Source organism: Microbulbifer maximicatervae (SeqCode), from assembly GCF_052468095.1.
Map to the genome: position 1 here is coordinate 3,275,465 of NZ_CP174332.1, position 25,471 is coordinate 3,300,935.

Genomic DNA, 25,471 nt, shown 5'->3' on the forward strand with positions numbered 1-25,471 from the left:
TATACAAAGGAGACGGATCAACATGTCTTTAACTTGGGTTATTGTAGGCTCATTTCTTCAATTGTCTTTTTGCGGATTCCTTTTTATGATGGCCGCATTCGCTGGAGGTGGCGTAGCTAATAGAGGAAATTTATCAAAACTATCATCAGTGATACTTGCGGCTTCCCTATACTTACTACCCTCAATTAGCATACTTGCCGCCGGTATTGTTATATACCAATACAGCCTCGGAGGGGACGCCTCCTCTTATTGGTGGCACTTCATGCCTGTTGCGGCGGCGGCTTTATATATCATTTATATAAACTCACTATGGGAAAAATAGCGTAACATAAAAGAAATCAATCGGAGTTTCATCTGTGAGTAAATGCCTGCTTTTTGATAACGATGGCACCTTAGTTGATAGCGAACACCTCTCCAGCATTGGCTTAGCTATTGCGTTCGAAAATTACGGAATAAAACTAGATGCTGATGAACTGGTCATAAGATTTAGGGGCTGGAAACTGGCAAGTATTCTATCCCTATTAGAAGAAGAGAATAATATCAAACTGAAAAGCAATTTTGTTGCAGCTTATCGCGATATAGTCACAAAACTATTTACCAGAGAGTTAAAACCTGTTGAAGGTGTAGTAGACGCTCTTGAGGCACTTGATGGTGAGAAAGCGGTAGTATCTAGCGGCCCCCTGCAAAAAATCAAGCATTCATTAGATATATGTGGGCTATCTAAGTATTTCGGAAATAATTTATTCAGTTCATATGAAGTAGGTATGTGGAAACCTGATCCAGGCATATACCTACATGCCGCCAAAAGTATGGGCTACCACCCTGAAAACTGCTCCGTTATAGATGATAGGCCAGTGGGAGTTAAGGCTGGTATAGAAGCGGGCATGAAAACTTTCTTTTTTAATCGTTTTAATGAGGAATCTAATACCATTGGCGTAGTGTCCTTTCAAGCGATGAGAGAGTTACCAAAACTAATAGGTAACTAACCCCCCAAGAACATTATACCTTTAGTTTATTAAAATCATTCATTCAAGTTCATACTACTACGGGTCATCATGGGCGACAGATGAAAGATGGTTCCCGACAAGCAATATCTATTTGGCTCTTTGCCCATGGGAGGTACAATTTAGCCATTAACAGTAGTGCAAAATATAGAAAGAAAACCTATCATTCCATGTCTAATAGGATGTCGGTTTCACACGATACCTTCAGCACTAACCCTTGTACCCATCCTCACAAAACCTATATCTGGCTACAGTAAGAATGTTCTCAAAGTTATTTAAAAAGAGTAAACCACGAGTCTATCTGGATAAAATGATTGTCGTCTCACAGAATGAATTTAGCAAGATTGGTGCTTGGGGAGCTTTTAAGGGCGAAGATTTAGAGGCGGGCATTCGTCATAGGCTGGTAGAAATTTTCTCCTTACCACATATATCGAGTCGAATAGAACCCAAATCCAATGATTTAGCACTAGAGGTTGTAGTCTTAAAAGTAAGAGGGGGTGAGTTTGACACCGCATACTTTGGAGAATTTGGTGCAATGCCTGTATTCTGGCGGCCAAAGATTGAAGTCGCAGCTCGACTCTATTACGCCGACTCCAATAAAACACACTCCTCTTATAGGGCTCGAGAGAAAATGCCATGGAGAGAATATTTTTCAGGAGTATTCAGCCTAAGAGGGATGCTCAGACATAGGCCTGTTTTTGGAGCAAAAGAACTAGAACCTATTCTCTATAGAGCATGTGAAAAGCTGCTTGCCAGTATGGTGAAGTCAGTATGAAATACTGTAGATTTAGGCAATCCGCTACTACTTACGGACTTATTTTTTCCTGCGATAGAGATATCACAGCCCTAAGACAGGATATTAAAGTAACCAGGACTTTTGAAAGTTTTCGAGAGGATGATTTTTAAGTATAGCCAGATTTGCAGATAAGCTACTAGACTGAAGGGGCTTATCAACCCCATACCCTTTCAAACTTAATAATAATATTAAAAGACCCACTTGAACCCGCCTTGAAGTAACAATTAGGCACGGCTTGTGAAGGGTACTGCACTAAATCGTATACTTAACAATAACCTTAACTTTCTGGTGATTGTAATGCTCAAAATCAAAGAAGCCGCCGCTTTTATTCTAGTCGCGTCCCTGACGGGGTGCTCCTCAGATACTCCAGAAGATCCCAAACCCTCTACACCGGTCGGTTCAGACAAGGATGCCCACGGGTGTATAAACTCAGCCGGCTACCTTTGGTGTAGTAAAACTAAAGAATGCGAACGACCATGGGAACTTGCAGAGAAGGCTGGCTTTGCTAACACTCCCAGCAATTTTGATGAGTATTGCGGTAATAAATAGGGTCTCTGCCTAGCAGCCTCCTCCGTCTACAGGAGAAAGCAGTGACAGCTAAGGTCTTTGATACTCAAGACTAAAGAACAAAAGCTTCAGAAATAAAAAAGCCCGGCATAAGCCGGGCTTTTAGAAGATGGCGGTGAGGGAGGGATTCGAACCCTCGATGCCTTGCGACATACACACTTTCCAGGCGTGCTCCTTCGACCACTCGGACACCTCACCAAATTGTCACCCTCTGCGAGGGCATTCCGCCTTAAAGCGGCCTCTCTTACCAGCAAAACCCTTAAGTAAATCAATAGGATAGCTGTTATATCGTCGAGAGAGTGCGCACTTTACCCAAATGTCGAAGAAAATTCCAGTGGAATCTGGGGTGAATGTGTACTTACCTTTTCTTGGTGCTCATGCTCAGCTACTAGCGGCTTCCCTGGGGGGCTATATAAACCATTGGAGGGCACCCTAAGTATCTCCCACACCACCGCCAAACTGCCAACTTTGTCTGGAAATAGCTTTGCGCCCGTCCCTGTTAGGGTTTGTTTATTGCGTTATAGCTGATTGATACCGGCAGTGTAACTCTCACTTATATGACCGACGGCACAAACTTCCAACAAGCCACTCTAAGTGAAAGAAAAAATAGGAAGTAGAGAAGATTGTTGAATAAGAAGTTTTTACTTAGTAGGTACAAATTTTTTTTAGATAATTTGCCTCAATAAGAGCCAAAATATAAATGTGTATAAGTTTAACCCTAAAAAGTAGACGGTGGAGCTGCAGGCAAAAAGCAAGGAGAAGAGCTAATTTGCAGTTAAAATTCCCTCAAAACCAACTTAGCCCACAAAATTTTGGCGGCAGGGAAAATAGCAACAAAAATGAGGATCTATATAAAATACTACAGCAGAATGAGTAAAGAGGCCTTTGTGCACCCCCTTAAATCTAACAGCTCATCAATTATAAACGCAGCAGTATTTGGCAAACCCTTCTAAGATGAGATCCCCCCCCTTAGCAAAGCCCAAAAATCCCTGGGCTGACGAGTAGAACCGCCAAAAAAGACATAGAGAAACCAATCGAAAGGCAGAAACAAAAAAGCCCGGCATAAGCCGGGCTTTTAGAAGATGGCGGTGAGGGAGGGATTCGAACCCTCGATGCCTTGCGACATACACACTTTCCAGGCGTGCTCCTTCGACCACTCGGACACCTCACCAAATTGTCACCCTTCGCGAGGGCTCTCCGCGTTGTAGCGGTCTCTCTCTTCAGCGAAATCTTCAAGGAAATCAGGAAGATAGCTGCTGTGTCGTCGAGAGAGCGCGCACTTTACCCAAATGTTCCTTGTTGTGCAAGCACTAATGCGAAAAAAGTCTCTCTGGCTGTTAAAACGGGGCATCATGAGGGAGCTCAGACTATCCGCTACAAGTCACCACGGCTATTTGCCCCCTCAAATGAGTCCCTCAGCTATCGCAGGTTTGGTGGCTAGACTCTGTGAGTCGTTTGACCCAGGCTCTATATTAGTCCGACCAGCATTAGTTTTCCGGCCGGCCCAGCCCCTTCGGTTCTCCAATATAAGGGCTGTACAACTCATGTAACCCCTTGACTCAAAGGTGAATATAAGCCCGGCTTTATATGAGGCCGGTACCCAGCCCCTTAAAGCAGCCATAGGAAAAATTGTCTTTTACTGACACTCCCCTTTTCCCTTCACCTGGTACAAGTCGCTCGGATTCCTGAGCTTAGATTGATCTAGGTTAATAATGTCGGAAAAGCACCCTGTCATAATCCTTGGCCTGCTGTAGAGTCAGTGGTCGCTATCTATATAAACCTTGATACGCAAAGCCCTAAGGTACCCTCCCTGCCTAAACTGCAAATCTGCCATGAAAATTGGGAGGTTCTGAGGCTGGAGGTGCGGTAATATCACTGGCAACAACAACGAGAAAAATATCACTTGCATGCACAGTTTTTTCGCATTCTGTTCCTCGGAAGAGTAAACTGCGCTGCTGGAGTCACGGCGTGGCTATACGGTGGATGGGGAAATCGGAGCCACCCTATCGCCAACGCGCAAGGTGTTCACTTTCTGCTCAAACGGACAAAGAACAACACAAATGCAGGACCAGCTTGAGGAGAGCACGGGGCGGAATGTTAACCCTCGCTACTCCACCTATTTTCGCACCCTGATTTTATTTGCCGCTGCCGGTACCCTGGCAAACGCGGTGAATTGGGATGCGCCATGGCAATCAGACAAGCTGGTTATTACCGGATCTGCTCTTTTTATCATTGCTTATACCGCTCTCGCCCAATTTATCCTCTACAAAACTGGCGATAAAAAAGCACTGAAAACCCGCCGCTGCCTCTCTTTCCTGGATACAGTACTGATCGGCATCACCATATCCCTGGCAGACTTCAGCATGCTGCCCTCGCTGCTGCTGGTTACCATGGTCCAGCTGAATGCCCTCACTGGGGGCGGCGGTGGTCGCGCTTGGTTTGAGCACAATACCGGCTTATTGGTTGGGGTCGTTATCGGGTACCTGATGCACGAGCCATCTCTGCTAGTGAGCGCTGACCTCACTATCAGCACCGTAAGCCTGATCTGTATTCTGGCCTATTTATGCGCCTATGCATTCTTTACCCACCGCCAGATTGGCCAGCTTAAGGAAGCCAATCACTCCCTGATGGTTGAGCAGCGCGTTAGCAAGGTTCGCTCCTACAAACTTTCCAAGTACTTGCCACAAAAGCTGTGGCGCTCTGTCACTACTGGGGATGAAGAAGCTCTGGTGACCCAGAGAAAGCTCCTCACCGTTTTCTTTTCTGACATCAAAGACTTCAGCCAGCTCACCGAGGAATTAGAGGCAGAGACCTTTACCCAGCTGCTCAATAATTACCTCTCTGAAATGGCACGCATCGCTGGGCAATACGGCGGCACTATCGATAAGTTTATCGGCGATGCGGTAATGGTTGTTTTTGGGGACGATGAGAGTAAAGGACCAAAGTCAGACGCTCTGCGCTGCGTAGCTATGGCCCTGGCGATGCGTAAACGCGTACGTGAAATGAAGCAGGAATGGTACAACAAAGGTATCTCGCGCCCTCTACAGGTTCGGATGGGTATTAATACCGGCTACTGTACTGTCGGCATTTTTGGTACCGCCAACTACCAGTCTTACACGGTGATGGGTACCCACGTTAACCTCGCTTCACGATTGGAAGGCGCCGCCCAGCCGGGAGAAATCCTGATTAGCCACGAGACCTGGGCCATGATCAAACACACGGTAATGTGCCGGGACAAAGGGCATATCACCGTAAAAGGTATTAGTACTCCGGTGAAGGTTTACCAGGTTACTGATCTGCGTAAGAACCTGGGCGGCCAACAGAGTTACTTGGAGGAGCATGCCCCTGGATTCTCAATGCATTTAGACCTGGATAAAATCCGAAATTACGATAAGGAAAAGGTCTTACAGTCCCTGCAAAAAGCAGCATCCAACCTGAAGAGCAAAGTCATTATCTAGTTTTATAAAAGGTGTGTAGGCTCAAATTTCTACATAGTGGTATGCATACGCACCGCCAGATTCCCCATAATCCAGACTGTACCCATCACAATAATCAAAAGAATTAAGCTAGAAAAAAGGATTAACGCCAGGTTATCCCTACGGTCCCGTTGGGTTGTTACGTTCAAGAAATATTTTAATTGCACTACCAGTTGCGCAACCCCTAGTAACGCAACCAGAATCAAGACACTTTTATTCTCCCTTCCGATCGTCAGCACTGCGGCAAAAGCCGCCAGAGTGAGCACAATAGACAGGATATAACCTGTGATATACAGCCGCAAGTGTTGTGCAAAAGTCGGTTCTTTAGCCATAGACCCAGCCACCGAAATAAACCACGGAAAAAATTCCGATCCAAATCAAATCGAGGAAATGCCAGAATAATGCCAGGCGCAGAAAGCGCAGCTTTACGACATCCCCCAATCCCATAGTGAAAACCTGAACGATCAAAACGATCATCCACAGACAGCCGAAAGTGACATGGAGACCGTGCAAGGGCACTAAGCCAAAAAAGGCTGACAGGTAACCACTGCGCTGTGGCACCCCTCCCTTCTCGGCCATCCCGGCAAAGTCGTACAGCTCCAATGCCAGGAAACCCATGCCCAGCAACAGGGTTATCACCACCCAAAATAGAAAGGCAGCGCGACTGCGTTCATGCTTAACAATAACTGTCGCAATACCCGCAGTGAGGCTACTGGTTAGAAGAAGCATCGTTTGGGCGAACAAGCTGCCGAAATCAAAAAGCTCCTTCGGGCCTGGCCCTCCGGCGGTAGCGCCCACCATGGTGATATAAATCGCAAATACCACCCCAAAGAAAATTAGGTCGCTCATCATGAAGACCCAGAAGCCAAAGATCACCATATCGGGATCTCTGTGGATGGCTTCGTGGGGATTGATGCTGCCCGGGCTTTTCGGTGAAGAGACGGGATTCATTTAGATCTCCAGCTTCGCAAGGCCGACATTTCGCGGGGAATCTTCCAGGTCCCGGCTCACTGCCTCGCTCTTCTCGACCAAGGCCAACCAAGCTTCCGTATCCTTCTCTAACTGACTGGCAGGAATAATATATTCTGTTTCTTTGCGGAAGGTGGCCGCGATAACTGCAACCAAAATGGTTAATGCGGAGATCAGTGCAAGCCACCAGATGTACCAAACCAGGGCAAACATCAAAATTCCACTGACAACGCACAAAATAAATCCGAGAGGATTATTTTTAGGGAGCTCTATGTCCCGATAGACTTTAGGCCGCTTATAGGCTTCACCGTGCTCCTTAGCCTCAGTAAATGCATCCCGATCAGTAACCTTGGGTATTTCAACAAAGTTATAAGCCGGTACTGGAGCGGGAGAGTTCCACTCCAGGGAGCGTCCATCCCAGGGATCACCCACAGGAACCTGGGTTTTCTTTCGGTCCCTGATACTTACGATAAATTGAATAACCAGCGAAATTAAGGCCGCCAGAACAATCATTGCGCCGATAAAAGCAACGATCATGTAAGGCTTGAATGTGAGATCGGCATAGCTGAATGATCGTCTTGGCATCCCCAATAAGCCGGCGCCATAGAGCGGGAAAAATGTCACCATAAATCCTGCAAACCAGAGATAGGCTGAGCGTTTACCCCACTTATCATTAAGACGGAAACCAAATGCTTTGGGGAACCAGTAGTTGTACCCTGCCAAAATTCCAAACAGCACGCCGGGAATCAGAACATTGTGGAAATGCGCCACCAAGAACAGTGTATTGTGCACCTGGAAATCGACAGTGGGGTTAGCCAGGATAACGCCGGAGAGGCCACCAATCACAAACAGGATTAAAAAGCCGATGGCATAAACCATTGGAGTGGTAAAGCGTATTCGACCCCGATACATGGTCGCCATCCAATCGTAAACTTTCACCCCGGTCGGCACCGCGATCAGCATAGTCGCTATACCAAAGGCAATATTGATCGTCGGACTCTGCCCCATGGTAAAAAAGTGATGTAACCACACAGTAAACGACAGAATCGCAATACACATGGTGGCAATCACCAGGGATTTATAGCCGTACAGGGTTTTGGCCGAATAGGTGGAAAAGACCTCGGAAAAAATCCCATAGGCTGGCAGCACCAACAGATAGACCTCAGGGTGTCCAAAGAGCCAAAACAAATTGGCATAGTTCATCATATTTCCACCGAGGTCATTGGTGAAGAAGTGGAAATCCAGGTAGCGATCCAAGCCCAACATTAAGGCGGCAACGCTGAGGGGCGGCATTGCGAAAATCATTAGAATGGAAGCGCAGAGTACGGTCCAACAAAACAGTGGCATACGGAATAGGTGCATTCCTGGACCACGGCATTTATACACGGTGACGGTGAAATTAATCCCCGTTAATGTCGTCCCCGCCCCAGAAAATACGATCGCCCATATCCAGTAGTCAGGCCCAACCCCAGGACTAAAATCCGCCCCCGTATAAGGCGGATAAGCCGACCAACCCCCAGTAGAAAACTGCCCCACCACCAGAGAGACCATCAACAAAATACCGGAGGAAACTGTCACCGCCAGGCTGATTTGATTAAGTACCGGGAAGGCCACATCACGGGCACCAATTTGCAGCGGCATAGCGAAATTAATAAGGCCCACCAAAAACGGAACTGCCACAAAAAACACCATTATTGTGCCGTGCGTACTGAACAACTGGGCAAAGTGATCTGCATAGAGGAAGCCTTCCGGTGCGGCGGCTTGCTGAGCACGCATTACCATCCCCTCCAGCAACCCTCGAACCAACATCACGATCGCAAAAGCGATATACATAATGCCGATTCTTTTGTGATCAGTGCTGGTCAACCAATCCCGCCAGAGTGTTCCCCAGACTTTAAACCAGGTCAGTAAAAACAGGATTCCCACTGTTGCCAGTATTACTATCGAGCCCGCCACACTGGCAACGGCCTCACTGACAGAGGGCCGCTCAAGAAACCCGCTAAACACTAGAGAATCCCAATTGAGCTTACCCAGCCAACCGTAATCCAAATTGTTCATGGCTGCGCTCCCTCAGCATCATCCTCGCCCCGGCCGAATTTTCGGGTACCGGGCTGCTCTTCGATGCTCAGCGGCTTACCGGAGTGATAACGCATTACTATTTCGTGAAAAAGGTCTGTGCCCGGCAAGTTAAAATACAGTGTATTTTCTGGCATCTTGCTATTTCCCAAGACTTTGTATGCTTGTTTTTTGGTGTTTCGCTGTGCCAGGCGGTTATAATTTTCTGGACTCAGGACAATCCCACCCGTCCGTACTTGCTTTACCCAGGCTTCAAAGTCCTCATCAGTCACAACCTTGACTGCAAAATTCTGGTCGACAAAACCATTGCCGGTATATTGGGTATTCTCCCCTCTGGTGTCGCCGGTTTTTGTACCGATAAAATTGAGCTTTGTCGTCATACCCGGCATTACATAAATCTGCCCAGCCAGTGCAGAAATAAAGAACGACTGCATTACCGTATCGCTGGTCAATATCATTGAGACTGGAGTGTGTACTGGTACGACCAATTCACCGACTGTTGCAATATCCAGCTCCGGATAGATAAATAACCACTTCCAGTCGAGCCCCACCACCTGCACTTTTACCGGGGGGACAACGCCCTGTATTTCCTTGTAGGGGTCGAGCCGCGCCGTTGCACGCCAGAGCATCACTGACAACACAATTATGACCAGGAATGGCACACCCCACATAATGACCTCGAGCGGGCCATACGTTTCCCATTTTGGCGCATAGAATCCGTGACCTTTTTTTCTTCGGTATTTAAAGAGGATTACTGGCACCAGGATAAATACCGGGAGGACAGCGACCATGGTGAGTGCCATAGCCCAAAAGAAGTGTACTTTCTGCTCCTCTGCCACTGGTCCCAACGGCATCAAAAAGGTTTCAGAGGCACTGGCTGAATAGGGGATTAATAAAATTGAGAGAAAAACTGGCAGAATAAATAATAATCGTGGAGAGTGCACATCAACACATCTCCAGCACCTTAGATACGCACGCCAAAAAACCACAGGGGCTTTTAGATTCCAATCCATGGTAAAGCCTACCGCCAAAAGTAGTTAGCCGGCATCTATTCCAGCTAACGCTTTGAATTCCCTTTCAAACCATTGAACGCGCACTCTTTGATAGGCCCATAAACGGTTTGTCTCACCAGAATAGCTGAATACAACAGTTCTATTGCCCTGGTGAAAGATTCGATAAAAATCACGAAAAATTTGCGGCTATAAAACGCCATTGCCGGACATAGTGCGAATCATCACCTCTACAAACTCACGCAAATCTCTCTCATTAGGATGGCGCAGCTCCTCCCCTGAATACTTGTATAAAAAAGTATCCGACTGAACCGACCAATAAACTTCGTCACTAGGCGCCGAATATAAACGTGTCTCCACAACAGCAACCTGGGAGTTGCGGATATTCGGGTTGATCCGTTTTAATGCCAACAATTGGGTAACCAATAAAGTGTCAAATCCCCTCTCCCGGAGTAAGGGTGCAATCTCCCCCATTGAGGGAACACCAGTTATTGCCCCGAGAGCACTCCAGGAATGCGCATCAATACCCGTATCCTGCAGTTGCATGACCCATTCCCTTTCTACCTGCCCACCGACTATCGGCCTCGGTACCAGGGTATATGCGAGTACCAGGGTTTTTCCTAAGCTTTGAATACCAATATATGGGGACTGCCATACCCGCGTAACCACGGTACTGGCTGAAGTCCATCCGAGCAGAAGGGAAATCACTGAAAGGCTGCATAACAACCGAATAACCCGTGCTTGAAATACCTTCTCTCGTTTGACTCGCATATACCTGAACACCTCGTTTAAACACTTTACTTTCTTAAAATGTCATTCGGGTCGTAAATTGTGTCCGCACCAAAGACCCCCTATCTCCATCTTTGTCTTTGCGAGCGCCGTAGAGCACCTCGATTCCAGTCAACCAACGGGGAAAGGGTAACCAGACAATATTGATACTGCGGTATTGGGTTGCTTTGTAGGCCTCACCGGGTTGGAAGTCCAGATTATCCTGCCTTACCCTGCCGTAGGTCGCTACGGTATACAGGCAAGGAGTCCACCAGTGCTGGTACCCCAGATACCAGGCTGTAGTATTTAGTGCCTCTACCGAGTTATCAAAAAAATCATAAGCTGCATCTGGTGGCGCGTCATTAAGTAGACCGCTATATCCTGCACCGAGGGACAAAGAGTAATAAAGAACATCCTTGGAAAGTACGCCGGGCATATTGAAAGTGCCGCTTAAATTTAATCCCCAGCCGGTGGTCGATACGGCTGAATCCGGATCGCCACTCGCACGCAAATCCCTTAATACCAAACCCGCTTGTACCTGGGACCTAGGCAAGTCCGACTCCAGCGCAAATACCGCATCGGGCCAGCGGGCAACCTCGGTTGCATCCTCGAATATTTGTGAATCCGGCGCTTCAATAGCCACCTTAAAGTAATACTGTGGCCCGTACCTCTTAATCCATCGGACCATTGAATGGCGCAAGCCAAATGCCGAATTAGGCCCCTGGAAATCCAGAGTATTGGGGACCGCTTCCAAGTTCGCGAATGTTGACCACTGCTGCCCCACAAGAATACTGCCCCCCCAAAGCGCATTACTCACTTCTCCATAAGCTTTGCGCATACGGGGGTTGGGAGTGGTAACACTGGAGTCCTGCAGGAAGTCCATCGAAATCAGGGTTTTAAATTCACGTCCCTCCCAGTGCTGCAGGGTCTCAAATACCAACCTGGAGGTCTGCACGGTAAATTCTGTCTGCCCGTCTGCTCCCTCTGCAGCCGTTTTGTCGAAAGTCACAATATCGGCAGGTACAAATTGTGCGGGGCTGATAATCGCGTCGGTATCATAATTGACATCCAAGTCCGCAAAGCCACTGATCTTCGCCTTCATGGTATTTCCCAACAAGGGAATGGAGCCAGGCCACTCCGTTGTCGCATTAGCAATCACATCTTCGATGTCACTGGGGTCAGGTACCGCCTGATCAGACTGGGCCCGCGGCGGGGGCAGCGAACCAGGTGGAACTTCCTGGCGTATTTCCTCGATCTGTCGCTGTAAATCATTCATGTCCTCCTTGCTCACCGGTGCTTCGACAGGCTGTACAGGAGTTACTTCCAGAGACGGTCGGGATGGTGGCGCCCGTTGCATTTGCTCAATTTGCCGACGCAGGGCTTCGAGGTCTGCCTGTTGTTTCTGAATCTGAGCCTGCTGCTCTTCCAGCTGCTGTTGCTGGGCCTCAATCACCCGTATCAGATCATCAGCTTTAACATAAACTTCTGCAGTGGAGGATTGGGAAAAAAGAAGTGGGGCAAAACCGATTACTACGGCAGGAATTACTGGGGACTGGGTATTAATCTCCATCTGTCAGCCTCAACTCCACCTCCTGTGGGGCGGCCAACACAACTACACTGTCGGTTTCCCCGGCCTATCTAGAAAGCGTAGCTTAAGAGTCCGCAGCGCCAACCCAGGTCGGCCTTAGGCAAAGAGTGATATTGAAGGGCCGTACCACCGGGGACTCCGGTGGCACTTAAGAAAGGAAATTACTGACGGGCAAAACGCGCAGGCATACGTTTCTCAATGCGAGTCGATCTCAGCGGATTAATATCCAAGCCGCCACGACGGGTATAGCGGGCACATACAGTTAACTCGGTAAATTCCGCCAACTGTTGCAAGTCGCAAAAGATACGCTCGACACAGTGCTCGTGAAAATCCTGGTGTTCGCGGAAGGAAACAATATAAGCCAACAGTGCCTCTCGCTTCAGTGCCGGCCCTTTATAGTCCACAACTACTGTCGCCCAATCCGGTTGTCCCGTTACCGGACAATTACTGCGCAGCAAGTGGCTATAAAGAACCTCACTCACATCTTCCTCACCGCCTTCGAGGGCGAGAAGTGCGGGGTCCGGCTCGTAATTATTCACTTCTATATCAAGATGATCCAGACAATAGCCCTCTGGTTTCTCAACTGCCAGCGCTGCATCTTCCACATCCATCAGGGTAACGCCGACATTTGCCCCCGCCGCTGCAGAGAGGTCCCGCACCAGGGCATCCTGTACCAATCTCCAGGATTCAAACTTGCTCTGGTTGAAAGAGTTTAAATACAGTTTGAAGGATTTTGACTCCACCATGCAGGGGCTTTCCGCAGGAAAACTAAAACGAGCCACCGCCACCTGTGGTTTGCCCCTGGGGTTCAGCCAGGAAAGCTCAAAACCCCACCATTCATCCTCTCCAAAGAAAGGCATTGCGCCGGCAGAGAGCCCCAACTGGGCTCGGGATACAGAGCGCTGAATTGGATGGAGCAACTCGGGGTTGTAAGTGGATTCGTAGGTGGTCTCCTGCCCCAGGGGGAGGTTTTGCCAGTCTTCTCTTGTCATAAATTTGCTCAATGTCTCAGTCGCTTACCGTGGCTCATCAGATAAATGGCCCAGGATGCCAAAAGCGCAATAAATACCAGGACGCCCAAAAATGCCCCGACAACACTAATATCGGAAACACCCAAAATGCCGTAACGGAAGGAGTTCACCATATAAAGAATTGGGTTCAATTTCGACAACCCCTGCCAAAAAGGCGACAGCAGGTCGATAGAGTAAAACACGCCTCCCAAGTATGTGAGGGGAGTTAATACAAAGGTCGGAATAATAGAGATAGCATCAAAACTATTGGCAAAAATAGCATTGATAAACCCGGCCAGGGAAAACAGCACCGCCGTCAAAAATACAATCGCTACCGTGACAAAGACGTGCTCTACCGTCAGCGAGGTAAAAAACATCGCTACGAGAGTCACTATCAACCCCACCATTAATCCCCGTGACACACCACCGAGAACATAGCCCGCCATAATCACCCAATTCGGCGTTGGCGAGACCAAAAGCTCCTCCACACTGCGCTGAAATTTAGCGCTGTAAAAAGACGAAACTACGTTGGCATAGGAGTTGGTAATCACCGACATCATGATCAAACCCGGTACAACAAACTCGATATACGGATACCCCCCCATATCACCGATTCGCCGACCAATCAGGGAGCCAAAGATCACAAAGTACAGTGACATAGTGATTACCGGCGGTACCAGGGTCTGTGGCCATATACGCATAAAGCGCCGGACTTCCCGACGGTAAATAGTGCTGAATGATATCCAGATTAATCTGCCCTTCACTCTTCTAGCCCCGACATTTTTTCTTCCGACAACATGGACAGGAACAATTCCTCCAAGCGATTAGCGCGATTTCGCATACTGGTAACTGTGATGCCCTGCCGCTGCAATGACGCAAATACCTCGGTCAGAGATTGCCCCTTTTCAATAGTGACTTCCAGTGAGTGATTGTCCCGCAAACGCCCTTCATAACCGGACAAGTCCGGGCACTCAGTGAAAAATTCCGCGCAATCCAGGATAAAGGTTTCCCGGTTCAGGGTTTTCAGCAGTGACTTTATCGAAGTGTTCTCGACAATAGCGCCCTTGTCGATTATCGCTATATTGCGACAGAGGCTCTCGGCTTCCTCCAGGTAGTGGGTGGTGAGGATAATTGTGGTGCCCTGCTGGTTTATTTTTTCCAGGAAACTCCACATGGAACGCCGCAGCTCTATATCCACTCCGGCTGTGGGTTCATCCAGAATCAGCAACTTCGGTTCGTGAATCAGCGCGCGGGCAATCATCAATCTGCGCTTCATACCGCCGGAGAGCATGCGCGCCTGGGTAGCGCGTTTATCCCACAGACCCAACTGTTTTAGGTATTTCTCAGTGCGTTCTTCAGCCAGTTTGCGCGGCATACCGTAAAAACCGCCCTGCGTAACGACAATGTCGAACACTTTCTCAAACTGGCTGAAGTTAAATTCTTGTGGCACAACACCTAACAGGCGCTTGGCCGCAGCAAAATCGACATCGATATCCTCACCAAAAATCGACACTGAGCCACCGCTTTTGCGCACAAGGGAACAGATGATACCGATTGTGGTGGACTTCCCCGCCCCATTGGGACCCAGCAGCGCAAAGAAGTCTCCCGGCTGCACGTCAAAACTGATGCCTTTCAGGGCCTGGAAACCATTGTCGTAGGTTTTCTGTAAGTTATGGATCGATAGCGCAGCGCTCATTTTGCACTCCTATAGTGGGGAGCGTTATTCAACGCGCTTGCCCGAATAATTTCAACCTGAGGGGAGCTAGGGTTTTTCATACACGTCACTTGGTGGGATGAACCGGAACTTGCAGGAGTCCCGGGCAAAAGTAACCGTGCAGAAGATAAGAATTACTATATCGGAAAAACAAAAAGCCGCTCGATTGAGCGGCTTTTTATTTTTGGAGCGGGAAACCGGGTTCGAACCGGCGACCTCAACCTTGGCAAGGTTGCGCTCTACCAACTGAGCTATTCCCGCAATTGACCCGGTAGCATTGCTACCGGGTCGTATTGGCATCCCCAAGGGGAGTCGAACCCCTGTTACCGCCGTGAAAGGGCGGTGTCCTAGGCCTCTAGACGATGGGGACAGAAACTTGCACTTCGACCTTGCGATCCGGTGCTGCCATGCTGCCCATGGCAATGCCACTGATTTCTCGGTGGCGTGCTCTCCGAGTTGACTAGAGATCACCTCGCAAAGCAGAAAATTGGAGCGGGAAACCGGGTTCGAACCGGCGACCTCAACCTTGGCAAGGTTGCGCTCTACCAACTGAGCTATTCCCGCAATTGACCCGGTAGCATTGCTACCGGGTCGTATTGGCATCCCCAAGGGGAGTCGAACCCCTGTTACCGCCGTGAAAGGGCGGTGTCCTAGGCCTCTAGACGATGGGGACAGAAACTTGCACTTCGACCTTGCGATCCGGTGCTGCCATGCTGCCCATGGCAATGCCACTGATTTCTCGGTGGCGTGCTCTCCGAGTTGACTAGAGATCACCTCGCAAAGCAGAAAATTGGAGCGGGAAACCGGGTTCGAACCGGCGACCTCAACCTTGGCAAGGTTGCGCTCTACCAACTGAGCTATTCCCGCAATTGACCCGGTAGCATTGCTACCGGGTCGTATTGGCATCCCCAAGGGGAGTCGAACCCCTGTTACCGCCGTGAAAGGGCGGTGTCCTAGGCCTCTAGACGATGGGGACAGAAACTTGCACTTCGACCTTGCGATCCGGTGCTGCCATGCTGCCCATGGCAATGCCACTGATTTCTCGGTGGCGTGCTCTCCGAGTTGACTAGAGATCATCTCGCAAAGCGGAAATTTGGAGCGGGAAACCGGGTTCGAACCGGCGACCTCAACCTTGGCAAGGTTGCGCTCTACCAACTGAGCTATTCCCGCGTGGCATCCCCAAGGGGAGTCGAACCCCTGTTACCGCCGTGAAAGGGCGGTGTCCTAGGCCTCTAGACGATGGGGACCCAGAAACCTTCTGTCGTTTCGCTCCACCTTTGAGTGTAGCCCTGCGTCAGAAGTGGGGCGCATTCTATGGATCACCGCTAAACCTGTCAACACTCTTTTTGATTTTTTTTCTTTTGTTGTCAGACACTTACAAAACCCAGCCATTTCTGGAGTGCATTCTAGTACCGCTCTGTGCCAGTTCCCTCGAGCACCAGCGCGTGCAGGTGCAACTCTTCCAGAAATTGGCGGATACGCTTCGCATTGGTACCCAAGTCACTGACCCCGACTCGGGAGCTGGAACGCACATCGACTTTGGAGCCACCACCCACGTCAGCGCTGACCCGCACAACGATATCGTCCGTAAAACCGAGGATCGGTGTTTTCGCTACAGCCTCCAGGTGGCCCCGCTGAGGCTCATAGGAAACCACTTTCCAACCCAGGTCTTCGGCCACTTCAGCAGCGATCTCAGTGGTACGAGCTATCGGGAAGTCCACGTGCAACGGCATTATATCGGCATATATATCCGCCTCCCGCTGCAATTCGGCCACCTTCTCTCCACCGTATTTGGCACTGTTGTCGCCTTTCTGGCGCAACTTCAATACCTCTTGATACTGGGGGGGATTGCGGGTATCGGTACTGATGTCGTGGATTCTTGGCACATCGAAGTTGCCCTTGCCTACGGTTACCAGAGGTATTGCCACCGGCAGCAGTCCGAGCAACGCCGCCCACAGAGCATTGCTGCGCACCAACGGCTTGCTCTTGCTCACTCCCCAGACAAAAACAAACAGGCTCAGTAGCGCAATTGCCAAGGCTGCACCGCCAGAAAACACAAATATTTTGAAAACCACAGAGAAGTGCAGCAACCCGTAACGCAAGGCGGCAGCCGCAAGGACGATCAGCAGTAACAGAATCCACTGCACCCGCAATAGCCAATTACTCCAGTGTGATTCCGTCACTCAGTGTCATCCTCCGTTTCATCGCTGCCCTGGTCCAGCTTCACCGATAGAGAGTTCACACAGTAGCGAAGTCCCGTATCGGTGGGGCCATCGTCAAAAACATGGCCGAGATGGGCATCGCATTTACTGCAGCGAATCTCTACACGCTGCATACCGTAGCTGCTGTCAGGCAGCTCCTTCACTGCACCTTCATAATGCTCTGCATCAAAGCTAGGCCAACCACACCCGCTCTCAAATTTTGACTGCGAGCCGAATAAAACCTCGCCACAGCAACGACAACGATAGACGCCATCGTCAAAAACATCCCAATATTCGCCGCTAAACGGCGCCTCTGTCCCACCTTCCCGGCAGACCTCAAACTCCTCATCTGTAAGCTTATCCCGCCAGTAGTTCTCATCCATCTGTTTTGACATACTCTAGTGTTTCCGTAATCAATTGGGGTTTCCGGTCAGGCGCCGCCTTGTGGCAATGCCTATGTGTATCGGTTCCCGGTTTCCCGCAGGAGTGGTACCTACCGCTGGTGGACATTACCCGGTTTTCGCGCACTGAACTCGCGGCCCTGGGCCGCTCCTGCTCTGCAATAGAGCTTCCAGGTCACCATGAAGGACATCAATAAATCAGAAAAACTGCACGGCGTCTGCTACGAAATTCGCGGCCCCGTGATGGAGCAGGCCCAGCGCATGGAAGAGGAAGGCCACCGCATCCTCAAGCTGAATATTGGCAACCCTGCCCCCTTCGGTTTTAACGCCCCCGACGAGATTATCCAAGACGTCATTCACAATCTCTCTGAGGCACAGGGCTACGTCGAGTCCAAAGGGCTCTTCGCTGCGCGTAAGGCCATTATGCAAGAGTGCCAGACCCTGGGTATCCCGGGTGTCGAGATTAACGATATTTACCTGGGCAACGGCGTCTCCGAACTGATTTCCATGAGCACCCAGGCCCTTCTCAATAATGGCGACGAAATGCTGTTGCCAATGCCCAACTACCCCCTGTGGATGGCCGCCACCAACCTCACCGGTGCCAAGCCAGTTCTCTATCGCTGCGACGAGGAGTCCGGGTGGCTGCCTGATATTGAGGATATCAAAGCAAAAATCACTTCAAAAACCCGCGGGATAGTGGTTATCAATCCCAATAATCCCACTGGCGCCGTTTATCCCCGGGAACTACTGGAGGATATTGTCGAGGTTGCCCGCAATCACAACCTGGTGATCTTCGCCGATGAGATTTATAGCAAGATTCTCTACGACGATGCGGAATTTACCCCGATGGCCAAACTCGCCCCGGACGTGCTCTGCCTGAGTTTTAACGGCCTGTCCAAGTCATACCGCCTGGCGGGCTTCCGCTCTGGCTGGATGATTATCAGCGGCACCAAACACCGGGCCAAGGGTTTTATCCAGGGGATGGAGATACTCTCTTCTATGCGCCTGTGCGGCAATGTACCCGCTATGTTCGCAGTACAAACCGCTCTCGGTGGCTACCAGAGTATTAACGATTTAGTCTTGCCCGGCGGGCGCCTGCGCCAACAGCGAGATATGGCCCACCGCATGCTCAATGACATTCCCGGTGTGAGCTGTGTCAAACCTAGCGGTGCTATCTACTTGTTTCCCAAGCTGCATCTGGATCATCATAAGATCGAAAATGACGAGCAGCTGGTGCTGGATTTCCTGCGCCAGGAAAAAATACTACTGGCCCAAGGCAGTGCCTTCCACTGGGATGCACCGGACCACTTGCGCATTGTCTTCCTGCCCCGTGCCGACGACTTATCGCATGCGATGGAACGCCTGGGCGACTTTTTGGAGCGATATTCCTGTTGATGCTGGACGATTTACATATTCACGATTTTTACCGGGATGCCGGCAGGGTACTGCTGGCAATGTTTAATCAATTCCCGGTACCGGCAACCGTTTACGTGGAAGATATTTCCGGCCCCGACTCACCGGATGAGTACGGGCTGCACTCCCCCCGCCATTTAGCCTGCCTGGGGTCCATGACCTGGCTTAAGCAGAGTGGCTATATCAGCTTTTCCCAGCTGGTGCGCCAGGAGGCGATGGAGGATGCGGTATTAACCCACAAGGGTTTCCTGCTAATGATTAATGCCGGAGCTGAGTCCGGGCAGAGCAACGCCCAGTTGCTCAACAGCGCTGTGCGCGAGGGATCATCAGGCCAGTTGCAGGCGCTAATGGAGCGCTTGATGCGGGAGTTTGCCGCGCTGTAAGGGGTTCCTTAATGCGCGGCATTGACAATCGCCATTACCGGGATTGGCGACGATATTTAACGTGCAACATTTTTAGGGCAGCATCCGGGTCCCGATCAGGGAAATCCGGGTTCTGCTCCAAGCGCGCTACAACTTCATAACCACTGTCAGATCCGAGGATTAACTCCCTAAACTGGGCTTCGCTGTGCCGTGGCGAGTTGATCACCATCAGCAGATCCGCCTCAGCGGCGAGACAAGCGGGCAGCTGCCTCAGCAACTTTTCATAATTCTGGCTGACATCGAAGCGACCTTTCTGTCGCGTCGGCGGATCGACAATGCCCAGGTCAAAGGGGCCGCGACGATCGAAGCGCTTGAATTGACGCAGCGCATCGAATTGCAGGAACTGAACCCCTTTGAGGGACAGCCCATTAACCTCGTGATTTTCCCGTCCGCGATTTAAAACACCGCGATTGACATCCACATTTACAATATCGATATCACCTGCCGCTCGCGCGACCGCAGAAAAGGCACAGGTGAAAGCGAAAAGATTGAGCATTTTTGCCGACGCCTGCCCAGCCCTTGCACGTACCTGCTCTTCAAGCCAGGCCCTGCCCGGCTCAATATCCAGGAAGAAACCCACATTTTGTCGATCAAACGTGAGGGGGAATTTAAGGTCTCCACGCTGCGCGACCGGGTCTGTTACCGGCTCGCCAAAGTGCCACTGCAAAGGTGCCCCAGGGAGATAGCGTCGCTGTGCAGCAACTCCTTGATAACCTCGCGCCTCAGCCATTTGCCAGAGCTTTTCACACAGCTCTACTTCACCTTCATATTCTTCAAAAAAAGTCACCAACAAAGCGGGGAAAAAGCTGTCAACGCAGACCTGCTCTAAGCCCTCATAGCTGCGACCCCGGCCGTGAAAAAAACGGCGGCTGTCGCCAACAATTTGCCCTAATTTATTTTCTACCTGCTCCAACAGTAACTGCCAATCTGCACTCATCGCTTATTCAATATCCCCGTTACTCAGTGGATAAAGAATGGCATCCCGGTAGCCGGTAACCACTCGAATAAAACCACTCCACCGTTTATCAAGCTTGGGGTTACCGCTATCGATTAATAGCGGGCGCCCATGCAATTCTGTAATTTTTGTTTTAGTCGCAACCACGATTAAATTATCGCGCCCAACGCGCCGCAGTACATTGGCTGATAATTGTTGGTTACCCCGGCCAATTAAATGACCCTGGCCACCAATGGCGGTGAGAATGATTTTTACCGGCCCACTGTGATCGGCGATAGCCTGTTCAATTTGCGGCGCACTGACATCCAGCTGCAACAACTGGCCATTCAGTAATAAATCCACCCCCAACAGGGTTCCCTCACAGCCCAACTCGCTGAGGATTGCCAACGTAGTAGAGCCTGGGCCAACGACATACAGGGTTTGCGGGTCCAGGTCTTCGGTAATCTCTGCGGCGATATCTGCAACTGCCAGCTCTTCCACTTCGCGGCCGGCATTTTTTACCGCCTGTAAAAACTGACCTTCCTGGGGCACCAGCAACTCGCCGTAGTAACGCGTGGTTACCCGCCCACTGCGGAATGACTGCTCATCAATATCCCGCACTTCACGCTCAGCGAGGTCCACCAGCTGCCCCGCCATCAGACGGCGCAAAACCTCGCCACCCGCTTTAGGGGAAATCGCAAAACAGGCGGAGTGCATTTTCACTCCGGCGGGAATACCCAGTACCGGGAAATTATCTCCCAGGGCATTGACGATATTTCTCGCAGTGCCGTCACCGCCAATAAAAACAATGAGGTCTGCACCATTGTTGCGGATAGTGGCTGCTGCACGCTCTGTATCTTCCGGTGAGGATGGCGAGCACTCGGCCACGCCCACTTCACAGACAGAAAAGCCGAGTTTACGCGCTGTACTGGCCCCCATATCGCCGGCAAAGCACAGGATTTCCAGCTCATCCTTAAAGGGTTTTAACTCCTCAAGGGCCAGCGCCGCACGCTGATTCGCCTGGGGTTCGATACCTGCGTCCAGCGCGCGTTGCACCGTTTCGGCACCATCGCTCCCCTTGAGCCCTGCCGGGCCACCAATGCCAGCCCAGGGGTTAATAATTAAACCAAGCTTTTTTACTTGTTTACTTAACTGCACGCCAACCCCAACACTTCCAGTTGCCGCTTCTCTTCGTCACCCAAAGTCTGGGCTGAAGTTTTGTAGTGACTGAACTCCAGGCGCTCGGGGTACTCTTTACGCAGCAAATCAAAAGCCTTCTCCATCGGCACATCACCTGCTGCCGCGCGCAGGCGGCGATCGTCCGCGCGGGGGTTGTACATCTGCAACAGTAATTCTTCTGCTGAGTCTCCCGTGATCTCTTTAGAGGTAACAGCCGGCTGACATTCCGCAGACTTAGGTGCAATACCCAATTCCCGGCACAAGGCCTCGCGAATCATACGGGTGCCAGCCAGCTTCCCATCCAGACTGTAACCGGCAATATGCGGTGTCCCCAGGTCAACATGCTGCAATAATTCAGTATCGATATCCGGTTCGTTTTCCCATACGTCCAGTACGGAAGTAAAACGCTTACCCCGCTGGATTTCCGTCAGCAGTGCCCGGTTGTCTACCACCCCACCCCGGCCGGCGCTAATCAATACGCTGCCATCGCGGAGCTGGCGCAACTGCTCTGCTCCAATCATATGGAAACTGGGGTAGGTGCCGCCCTTAACCAGCGGTGCGTGAAGGCAAACAATATCCTGGCTCAGCACCTTTGCCAGCTCACTCGCATCCGGGTTTTCCGGTAGCCAGGGATCGTAAACTGCGCAGGAAACCCCGAGAGCATGCAAGCGCTGCTGCAAAAGCCCGCCAACATTGCCGCAGCCCACTATGCCGAAGCTGCGCCCATGCCAGTCAATTTCCAGTGCGGCCAGGGTGCAGAAAACATACTCCACCACGGAGTTGGCATTGCAGCCAGGCGCGGCGCTCCAGAAGATCTCATTGCGTTCCAACCACTGGGTATCCAGGTGATCAGTGCCTATGGTGCAACTGCCAACAAAGCGCACCCGGGTCCCCTCCAGCAGGCTTTGATCAACCTGGGTGACCGAGCGCACCAGCAAAATATCCGCATCAATTAATTGTTCTCGGCTCAAGGTGCGGCCGTGGTAGCGCTCCAGCGTTCCCAGATCACCGAAATACGCCTCCAACGCAGGAATATTCTCATCGGCGACAATTTTTAATCCCGCACTCTGTGCAGCGCTATCCGTCATGTAAGTTCTCCATCAACACCCGCTAAGGTGCGTTCAATCTTCTTGCTCAGGCCACCGATACCAAATTCCTCCGCCAGGGAACGGGCCAGATAGACATCCACCGGCTGTGGGCGCAAATCTGCCAGTTTTATATCCAGGGGAACCCGCTCCTCAAGACTGGTCAGGCGCTTGGCGAGGTGCAGCTGCTCTTCGTATTCCTCTATCCGGGCCACCAATCCCTTGGCTCCACGAATGGGCATTGTGGCAAGGGTATCGAGCTGCTCCAGCAACATTTCTATAGTGTCGAATGCCTCTAACAGGCGTGCCGCAGTCTTTGGGCCAACCCCGGGTATCCCGGGAATATCATCGCTGGTGTCTCCCACCAGGGCCAGATAGTCGGGAATCTGCTCCGGGCGCACACCGAACTTTTCCCGTACGCCCTCGCCATCCAGGTGCCGGTCGTTGGCAAAATCCCACAGGGATACAGCGCCCCGAGCCAGCAGCTGCCCCAGATCCTTGTCCCGGCTCACGACCACTGGGTTATGCCGGTGCAGCTTCCGGGTTAACGTGGCCAGTATGTCATCGGCCTCGTAGCGCTCACTGGAAAAGCTGGCAATACCCAGTACCTCAGCCATTTCCCGGCACGCCGCCAGCTGGAAAGCCAGGGCTTCATCGGGCAGTGCGCGACTGCACTTATAGTCTGGGTAAATCTCATTGCGAAAACAGCTTCCCAATGATTCGTCGAAGGCGCAGGCAATATAGCCCGGTTGTCGCGCCAACATATCCAACAGGAAGTTAGTAAAGCCGTAAACGGCTTCAGTGGAGTAGCCACTGCGACTCTCCCAGTTGGGCGGCAGCGCAAAGTAGTAGCGAAAAATATATACCGATGCGTCTATGAGATAACTATTCAAGAGAGATCCGCCAATTGGTAGCGGCCCCGGTCAAAAGGATTGGGACAACCGAATTCCTTCATCAGGGCTTCGGCGAATGCACAGGCCCGAGGGTTGGGCCGGGTATCACAATAGTCCAGAACTTGCTGCCGGATGGCCTTTTTAAACCGGTCGCTAGCGCCCAATCCATTTTCCAGATTGTCAGCGCTCACGCGAAACTTGAGTCCGCAAGCCCGTGCAAAGATCCATTCAAGGGCCTGTGGCTTGACCTCTACCTGCTCGAACTCAGCCTGCTGGTCGGCACTGCGACCATCCGGCGCATACCAGTAACCGTAATCCGGCAACTGCCGCCGGGCCTCTCCGGCGACACACCAGTGCGCCACTTCATGCAAAGCGCTGGCCGCATAGTCCAGGGTGAACTCTACCTGGTGGTAGGTTTGACCTTCCCCCCTGGGCCGGTAGTAGGGCTCGCAAAAGCCCCCGCGAAGTCGGGTATTGAGCCCATTTGGGTCTGAAAAACAGTGATCGAAGACTCTGACAATACGATCAGCCATTGGCAGTTTCGTAGGAACAGAAGCCATTTCTGCGGTTGCAACAGGCAAGGCGTTCTCCGGGGTACCTCAAAGGCGGGGACTATATCAACGCCTGCGCCCCGATCAAAGTGCAGGCGCTTGCGGGGCGCAAAAGGCGCTGGTTGTATTTCGGCAAATCAACATATACCTTTAGGAACAGGGATGCCGCAGAGGGCGTGTCCTTCTAGCGTCTCCCCGAGGAGGGAATTAAAGCAATCAAACACCCTCCTGCCCCAGTCTTCCTTCAGAGGTAGGGCATTTCGCTGTCGCACCTTCATCTGACGTGGAGACGGTATATAACCGGCCCTGCAAGGAGGTGTTCCATGACAGACCACAGCATCAACAATGTGGTTGACCTCTTCACCGGCGAGCCCATCGAAACTTCTGCGGACAGGCGCTTTATTCGCCTTTCGCCGGAGCTAGACGGCTTGGAAATGCTCTACTCCAACAACTCCAGCGGCACAGATCTATATAGCCTGAAAGTTTTATGCTGGGGTCTCAAAGCAAATGGCGAGGTCGTAGGCCTCGTTCCCTGGTTAAACACCATAGTGGCCTGTCCCGACATCAAGGACCCTCTCGACGGACGCTTTGAGGGCTACTATGACCCCGGCATCGAGGAAATCTTCCATCAGCCCCCCATTCACAAGATCGTCGAGCTGGAGACTGCGGCGGAATACTTTGAATACGAGAGCAATAAAGCTGAGGAAGTACTCCAGGAGATCCCCGACACCATCGGCACCCACGCTGTGTTTATGGATGAACAGCGCGAGAACCTGACACTGATTGAGGTCGTCAGCTGGAGGTTGCACGCCGACGGGGAGATTCACGGCATGCTGATAGACCACGATATCGTTGAAACCACTCCGGTTTTACCGGGGGATCACTGCCTGTACCCCGCGCAGGAGAGCGAGGGATTCCGGTACTTTTTCCAACACCATATCGCTAACAAAATTAAATCCGAGGACCCCGAAGCCCTGGCCGCTATCGCTGCCCTGGTGACAGCTCCCTAGGGACTGTTGGGTCTTAATATTCAGGAGTGTGCCAGCCCCCGCCAATGGCATGGGGGCTGGAGCAACCGCGACCCGCTATTCCGCTTTTTTAATCCAGTAGACAAATTCGTCATTTTCCTCTGCGTGCTGTACCAGCTCATATCCAAGAAATTGGCAGAACTTGGGCACATCCCGCTGAGTGGAGGGGTCGGTAGCAACCATTTTCAACACTTCACCATCGGCGACATTGCGCACCGCTGAATGCAGCATCATGACGGGTTCCGGGCACAGGAGGCCACGGGCATCTAAGGTGTGATCTGACTTCATAGGTATCATTGTGCGCAATTTTACCGCCGTCGTCATCTCCAGAGGCATGAGGGCCGCGCGGTAATTCCCCTGCGCCCGCACTAAAATCCTCATAGGGC

The 25,471-nt window shown here is 51.1% G+C and carries 24 protein-coding genes and 10 tRNA genes; 7 read left to right on the forward strand and 27 right to left on the reverse strand.

Going from position 1 to position 25,471, the window contains the following annotated elements:
- Nucleotides 1-22 precede the first annotated feature (22 nt).
- The 3 genes from ACJJIL_RS14155 to ACJJIL_RS14165 all read left to right on the forward strand — a co-directional run bounded on the left by ACJJIL_RS14155 (nt 23) and on the right by ACJJIL_RS14165 (nt 1,779).
- Nucleotides 23-322 carry a hypothetical protein gene (locus ACJJIL_RS14155; protein WP_445359995.1) on the forward strand — a complete coding sequence of 100 codons (300 nt, stop codon included), beginning with the start codon at nt 23-25 and terminating at the stop codon, nt 320-322.
- Nucleotides 323-356: 34 nt separating this feature from the next.
- On the forward strand, nt 357-986 hold the full coding sequence (locus tag ACJJIL_RS14160; RefSeq protein ID WP_445359996.1) for an HAD-IA family hydrolase: 630 nt from the start codon (nt 357-359) through the stop codon (nt 984-986).
- Between the two features lie 277 nt (nt 987-1,263).
- The gene (locus ACJJIL_RS14165) at nt 1,264-1,779 is read left to right on the forward strand and encodes a hypothetical protein (protein ID WP_445359997.1); all 516 of its coding nucleotides are present in this window, start codon (nt 1,264-1,266) and stop codon (nt 1,777-1,779) included.
- A 698-nt stretch (nt 1,780-2,477) separates the two neighbouring features.
- Here the strand turns inward: ACJJIL_RS14165 and ACJJIL_RS14170 are convergent.
- Together ACJJIL_RS14170 and ACJJIL_RS14175 are read right to left on the reverse strand one after the other, a co-directional pair.
- Nucleotides 2,478-2,565, reverse strand: a tRNA-Ser gene (locus tag ACJJIL_RS14170).
- 885 nt (nt 2,566-3,450) lie between these two features.
- Nucleotides 3,451-3,538: transfer RNA gene (locus tag ACJJIL_RS14175), tRNA-Ser, on the reverse strand.
- A gap of 889 nt (nt 3,539-4,427) precedes the next feature.
- Between ACJJIL_RS14175 and ACJJIL_RS14180 the strand changes: the two genes are divergently transcribed.
- Nucleotides 4,428-5,825, forward strand: a complete 1,398-nt coding sequence (locus tag ACJJIL_RS14180) for an adenylate/guanylate cyclase domain-containing protein (protein ID WP_282933535.1) — start codon at nt 4,428-4,430, stop codon at nt 5,823-5,825.
- A gap of 29 nt (nt 5,826-5,854) precedes the next feature.
- Here the strand turns inward: ACJJIL_RS14180 and cyoD are convergent, their stop codons facing one another.
- The 19 genes from cyoD to msrB form a co-directional block, all read right to left on the reverse strand.
- Entirely contained in the window at nt 5,855-6,175 is a 321-nt protein-coding gene (cyoD, locus tag ACJJIL_RS14185) for a cytochrome o ubiquinol oxidase subunit IV (RefSeq protein WP_413665090.1), read from the reverse strand.
- On the reverse strand, nt 6,168-6,794 hold the full coding sequence (locus ACJJIL_RS14190) for a cytochrome c oxidase subunit 3 (protein ID WP_444894403.1): 627 nt from the start codon (nt 6,792-6,794) through the stop codon (nt 6,168-6,170). The genes cyoD and ACJJIL_RS14190 overlap by 8 nt, the downstream gene beginning before the upstream one ends.
- Entirely contained in the window at nt 6,795-8,870 is a 2,076-nt protein-coding gene (locus tag ACJJIL_RS14195) for a cbb3-type cytochrome c oxidase subunit I (RefSeq protein WP_413665088.1), read from the reverse strand.
- A complete protein-coding gene (locus ACJJIL_RS14200; protein WP_445359998.1) occupies nt 8,867-9,832 on the reverse strand; it encodes a cytochrome c oxidase subunit II in 966 nt (321 codons plus the stop codon). Before ACJJIL_RS14200 ends, ACJJIL_RS14195 begins: the two co-directional genes overlap by 4 nt.
- 255 nt (nt 9,833-10,087) lie before the next feature.
- Complete coding sequence (locus ACJJIL_RS14205; protein ID WP_282933540.1) at nt 10,088-10,669, reverse strand: hypothetical protein; 582 nt, start codon at nt 10,667-10,669, stop codon at nt 10,088-10,090.
- A 34-nt stretch (nt 10,670-10,703) separates the two neighbouring features.
- A complete protein-coding gene (locus tag ACJJIL_RS14210) occupies nt 10,704-12,236 on the reverse strand; it encodes a DcaP family trimeric outer membrane transporter (protein ID WP_445356018.1) in 1,533 nt (510 codons plus the stop codon).
- Between the two features lie 179 nt (nt 12,237-12,415).
- On the reverse strand, nt 12,416-13,246 hold the full coding sequence (queF, locus tag ACJJIL_RS14215; RefSeq protein ID WP_444916041.1) for an NADPH-dependent 7-cyano-7-deazaguanine reductase QueF: 831 nt from the start codon (nt 13,244-13,246) through the stop codon (nt 12,416-12,418).
- A gap of 8 nt (nt 13,247-13,254) precedes the next feature.
- Nucleotides 13,255-14,028 (reverse strand): ABC transporter permease, encoded by a 774-nt coding sequence (locus ACJJIL_RS14220; RefSeq protein ID WP_445359999.1) that lies wholly within the window; start codon nt 14,026-14,028, stop codon nt 13,255-13,257.
- Nucleotides 14,025-14,960 carry an ABC transporter ATP-binding protein gene (locus ACJJIL_RS14225; RefSeq protein WP_444932706.1) on the reverse strand — a complete coding sequence of 312 codons (936 nt, stop codon included), beginning with the start codon at nt 14,958-14,960 and terminating at the stop codon, nt 14,025-14,027. Before ACJJIL_RS14225 ends, ACJJIL_RS14220 begins: the two co-directional genes overlap by 4 nt.
- Before the next feature lie 203 nt (nt 14,961-15,163).
- Nucleotides 15,164-15,239 (reverse strand) — tRNA-Gly (locus ACJJIL_RS14230).
- 33 nt (nt 15,240-15,272) lie between these two features.
- Nucleotides 15,273-15,348 (reverse strand) — tRNA-Glu (locus ACJJIL_RS14235).
- A gap of 118 nt (nt 15,349-15,466) precedes the next feature.
- A tRNA-Gly gene (locus ACJJIL_RS14240) sits at nt 15,467-15,542 on the reverse strand.
- Nucleotides 15,543-15,575: 33 nt separating this feature from the next.
- Nucleotides 15,576-15,651: transfer RNA gene (locus ACJJIL_RS14245), tRNA-Glu, on the reverse strand.
- A gap of 118 nt (nt 15,652-15,769) precedes the next feature.
- A tRNA-Gly gene (locus ACJJIL_RS14250) sits at nt 15,770-15,845 on the reverse strand.
- Nucleotides 15,846-15,878: 33 nt separating this feature from the next.
- Nucleotides 15,879-15,954: transfer RNA gene (locus ACJJIL_RS14255), tRNA-Glu, on the reverse strand.
- Between the two features lie 118 nt (nt 15,955-16,072).
- A tRNA-Gly gene (locus ACJJIL_RS14260) sits at nt 16,073-16,148 on the reverse strand.
- A gap of 1 nt (nt 16,149) precedes the next feature.
- Nucleotides 16,150-16,225: transfer RNA gene (locus ACJJIL_RS14265), tRNA-Glu, on the reverse strand.
- Between the two features lie 159 nt (nt 16,226-16,384).
- Nucleotides 16,385-17,161, reverse strand: a complete 777-nt coding sequence (locus ACJJIL_RS14270) for a DUF1499 domain-containing protein (protein ID WP_444927315.1) — start codon at nt 17,159-17,161, stop codon at nt 16,385-16,387.
- Nucleotides 17,158-17,574: a peptide-methionine (R)-S-oxide reductase MsrB gene (gene msrB, locus ACJJIL_RS14275; protein WP_413665066.1), complete on the reverse strand. Its 417-nt coding sequence runs from the start codon at nt 17,572-17,574 to the stop codon at nt 17,158-17,160. The genes ACJJIL_RS14270 and msrB overlap by 4 nt, the downstream gene beginning before the upstream one ends.
- A 186-nt stretch (nt 17,575-17,760) precedes the next feature.
- On the opposite strand from msrB, the gene ACJJIL_RS14280 reads away from it, so the two are divergent.
- Nucleotides 17,761-18,975 carry a pyridoxal phosphate-dependent aminotransferase gene (locus ACJJIL_RS14280; protein ID WP_445360000.1) on the forward strand — a complete coding sequence of 405 codons (1,215 nt, stop codon included), beginning with the start codon at nt 17,761-17,763 and terminating at the stop codon, nt 18,973-18,975.
- Nucleotides 18,975-19,376, forward strand: a complete 402-nt coding sequence (locus ACJJIL_RS14285) for a hypothetical protein (protein WP_444896621.1) — start codon at nt 18,975-18,977, stop codon at nt 19,374-19,376. The genes ACJJIL_RS14280 and ACJJIL_RS14285 overlap by 1 nt, the downstream gene beginning before the upstream one ends.
- Before the next feature lie 34 nt (nt 19,377-19,410).
- Here the strand turns inward: ACJJIL_RS14285 and ACJJIL_RS14290 are convergent, their stop codons facing one another.
- From ACJJIL_RS14290 to ACJJIL_RS14310, 5 genes are read right to left on the reverse strand one after another with little or no spacing between them, the layout of a single operon-like run.
- Nucleotides 19,411-20,352 (reverse strand): class I SAM-dependent methyltransferase, encoded by a 942-nt coding sequence (locus tag ACJJIL_RS14290; RefSeq protein ID WP_444932704.1) that lies wholly within the window; start codon nt 20,350-20,352, stop codon nt 19,411-19,413.
- Between the two features lie 3 nt (nt 20,353-20,355).
- Nucleotides 20,356-21,507, reverse strand: a complete 1,152-nt coding sequence (locus ACJJIL_RS14295; protein ID WP_445360001.1) for an ATP-NAD kinase family protein — start codon at nt 21,505-21,507, stop codon at nt 20,356-20,358.
- Nucleotides 21,498-22,616: a 4-phosphoerythronate dehydrogenase gene (locus ACJJIL_RS14300; protein WP_445360002.1), complete on the reverse strand. Its 1,119-nt coding sequence runs from the start codon at nt 22,614-22,616 to the stop codon at nt 21,498-21,500. The genes ACJJIL_RS14295 and ACJJIL_RS14300 overlap by 10 nt, the downstream gene beginning before the upstream one ends.
- On the reverse strand, nt 22,613-23,506 hold the full coding sequence (locus ACJJIL_RS14305) for a 5'-3' exonuclease (RefSeq protein ID WP_444896617.1): 894 nt from the start codon (nt 23,504-23,506) through the stop codon (nt 22,613-22,615). Before ACJJIL_RS14305 ends, ACJJIL_RS14300 begins: the two co-directional genes overlap by 4 nt.
- The gene (locus tag ACJJIL_RS14310) at nt 23,503-24,087 is read right to left on the reverse strand and encodes an elongation factor P hydroxylase (RefSeq protein WP_445360003.1); all 585 of its coding nucleotides are present in this window, start codon (nt 24,085-24,087) and stop codon (nt 23,503-23,505) included. Before ACJJIL_RS14310 ends, ACJJIL_RS14305 begins: the two co-directional genes overlap by 4 nt.
- Nucleotides 24,088-24,380: 293 nt before the next feature.
- Between ACJJIL_RS14310 and ACJJIL_RS14315 the strand changes: the two genes are divergently transcribed.
- Nucleotides 24,381-25,067: a hypothetical protein gene (locus tag ACJJIL_RS14315; RefSeq protein ID WP_108732560.1), complete on the forward strand. Its 687-nt coding sequence runs from the start codon at nt 24,381-24,383 to the stop codon at nt 25,065-25,067.
- A gap of 75 nt (nt 25,068-25,142) precedes the next feature.
- On the opposite strand, the gene tusA is transcribed toward ACJJIL_RS14315, so the two are convergent.
- Entirely contained in the window at nt 25,143-25,373 is a 231-nt protein-coding gene (gene tusA, locus ACJJIL_RS14320) for a sulfurtransferase TusA (RefSeq protein ID WP_282933554.1), read from the reverse strand.
- Nucleotides 25,374-25,471 lie beyond the last annotated feature (98 nt).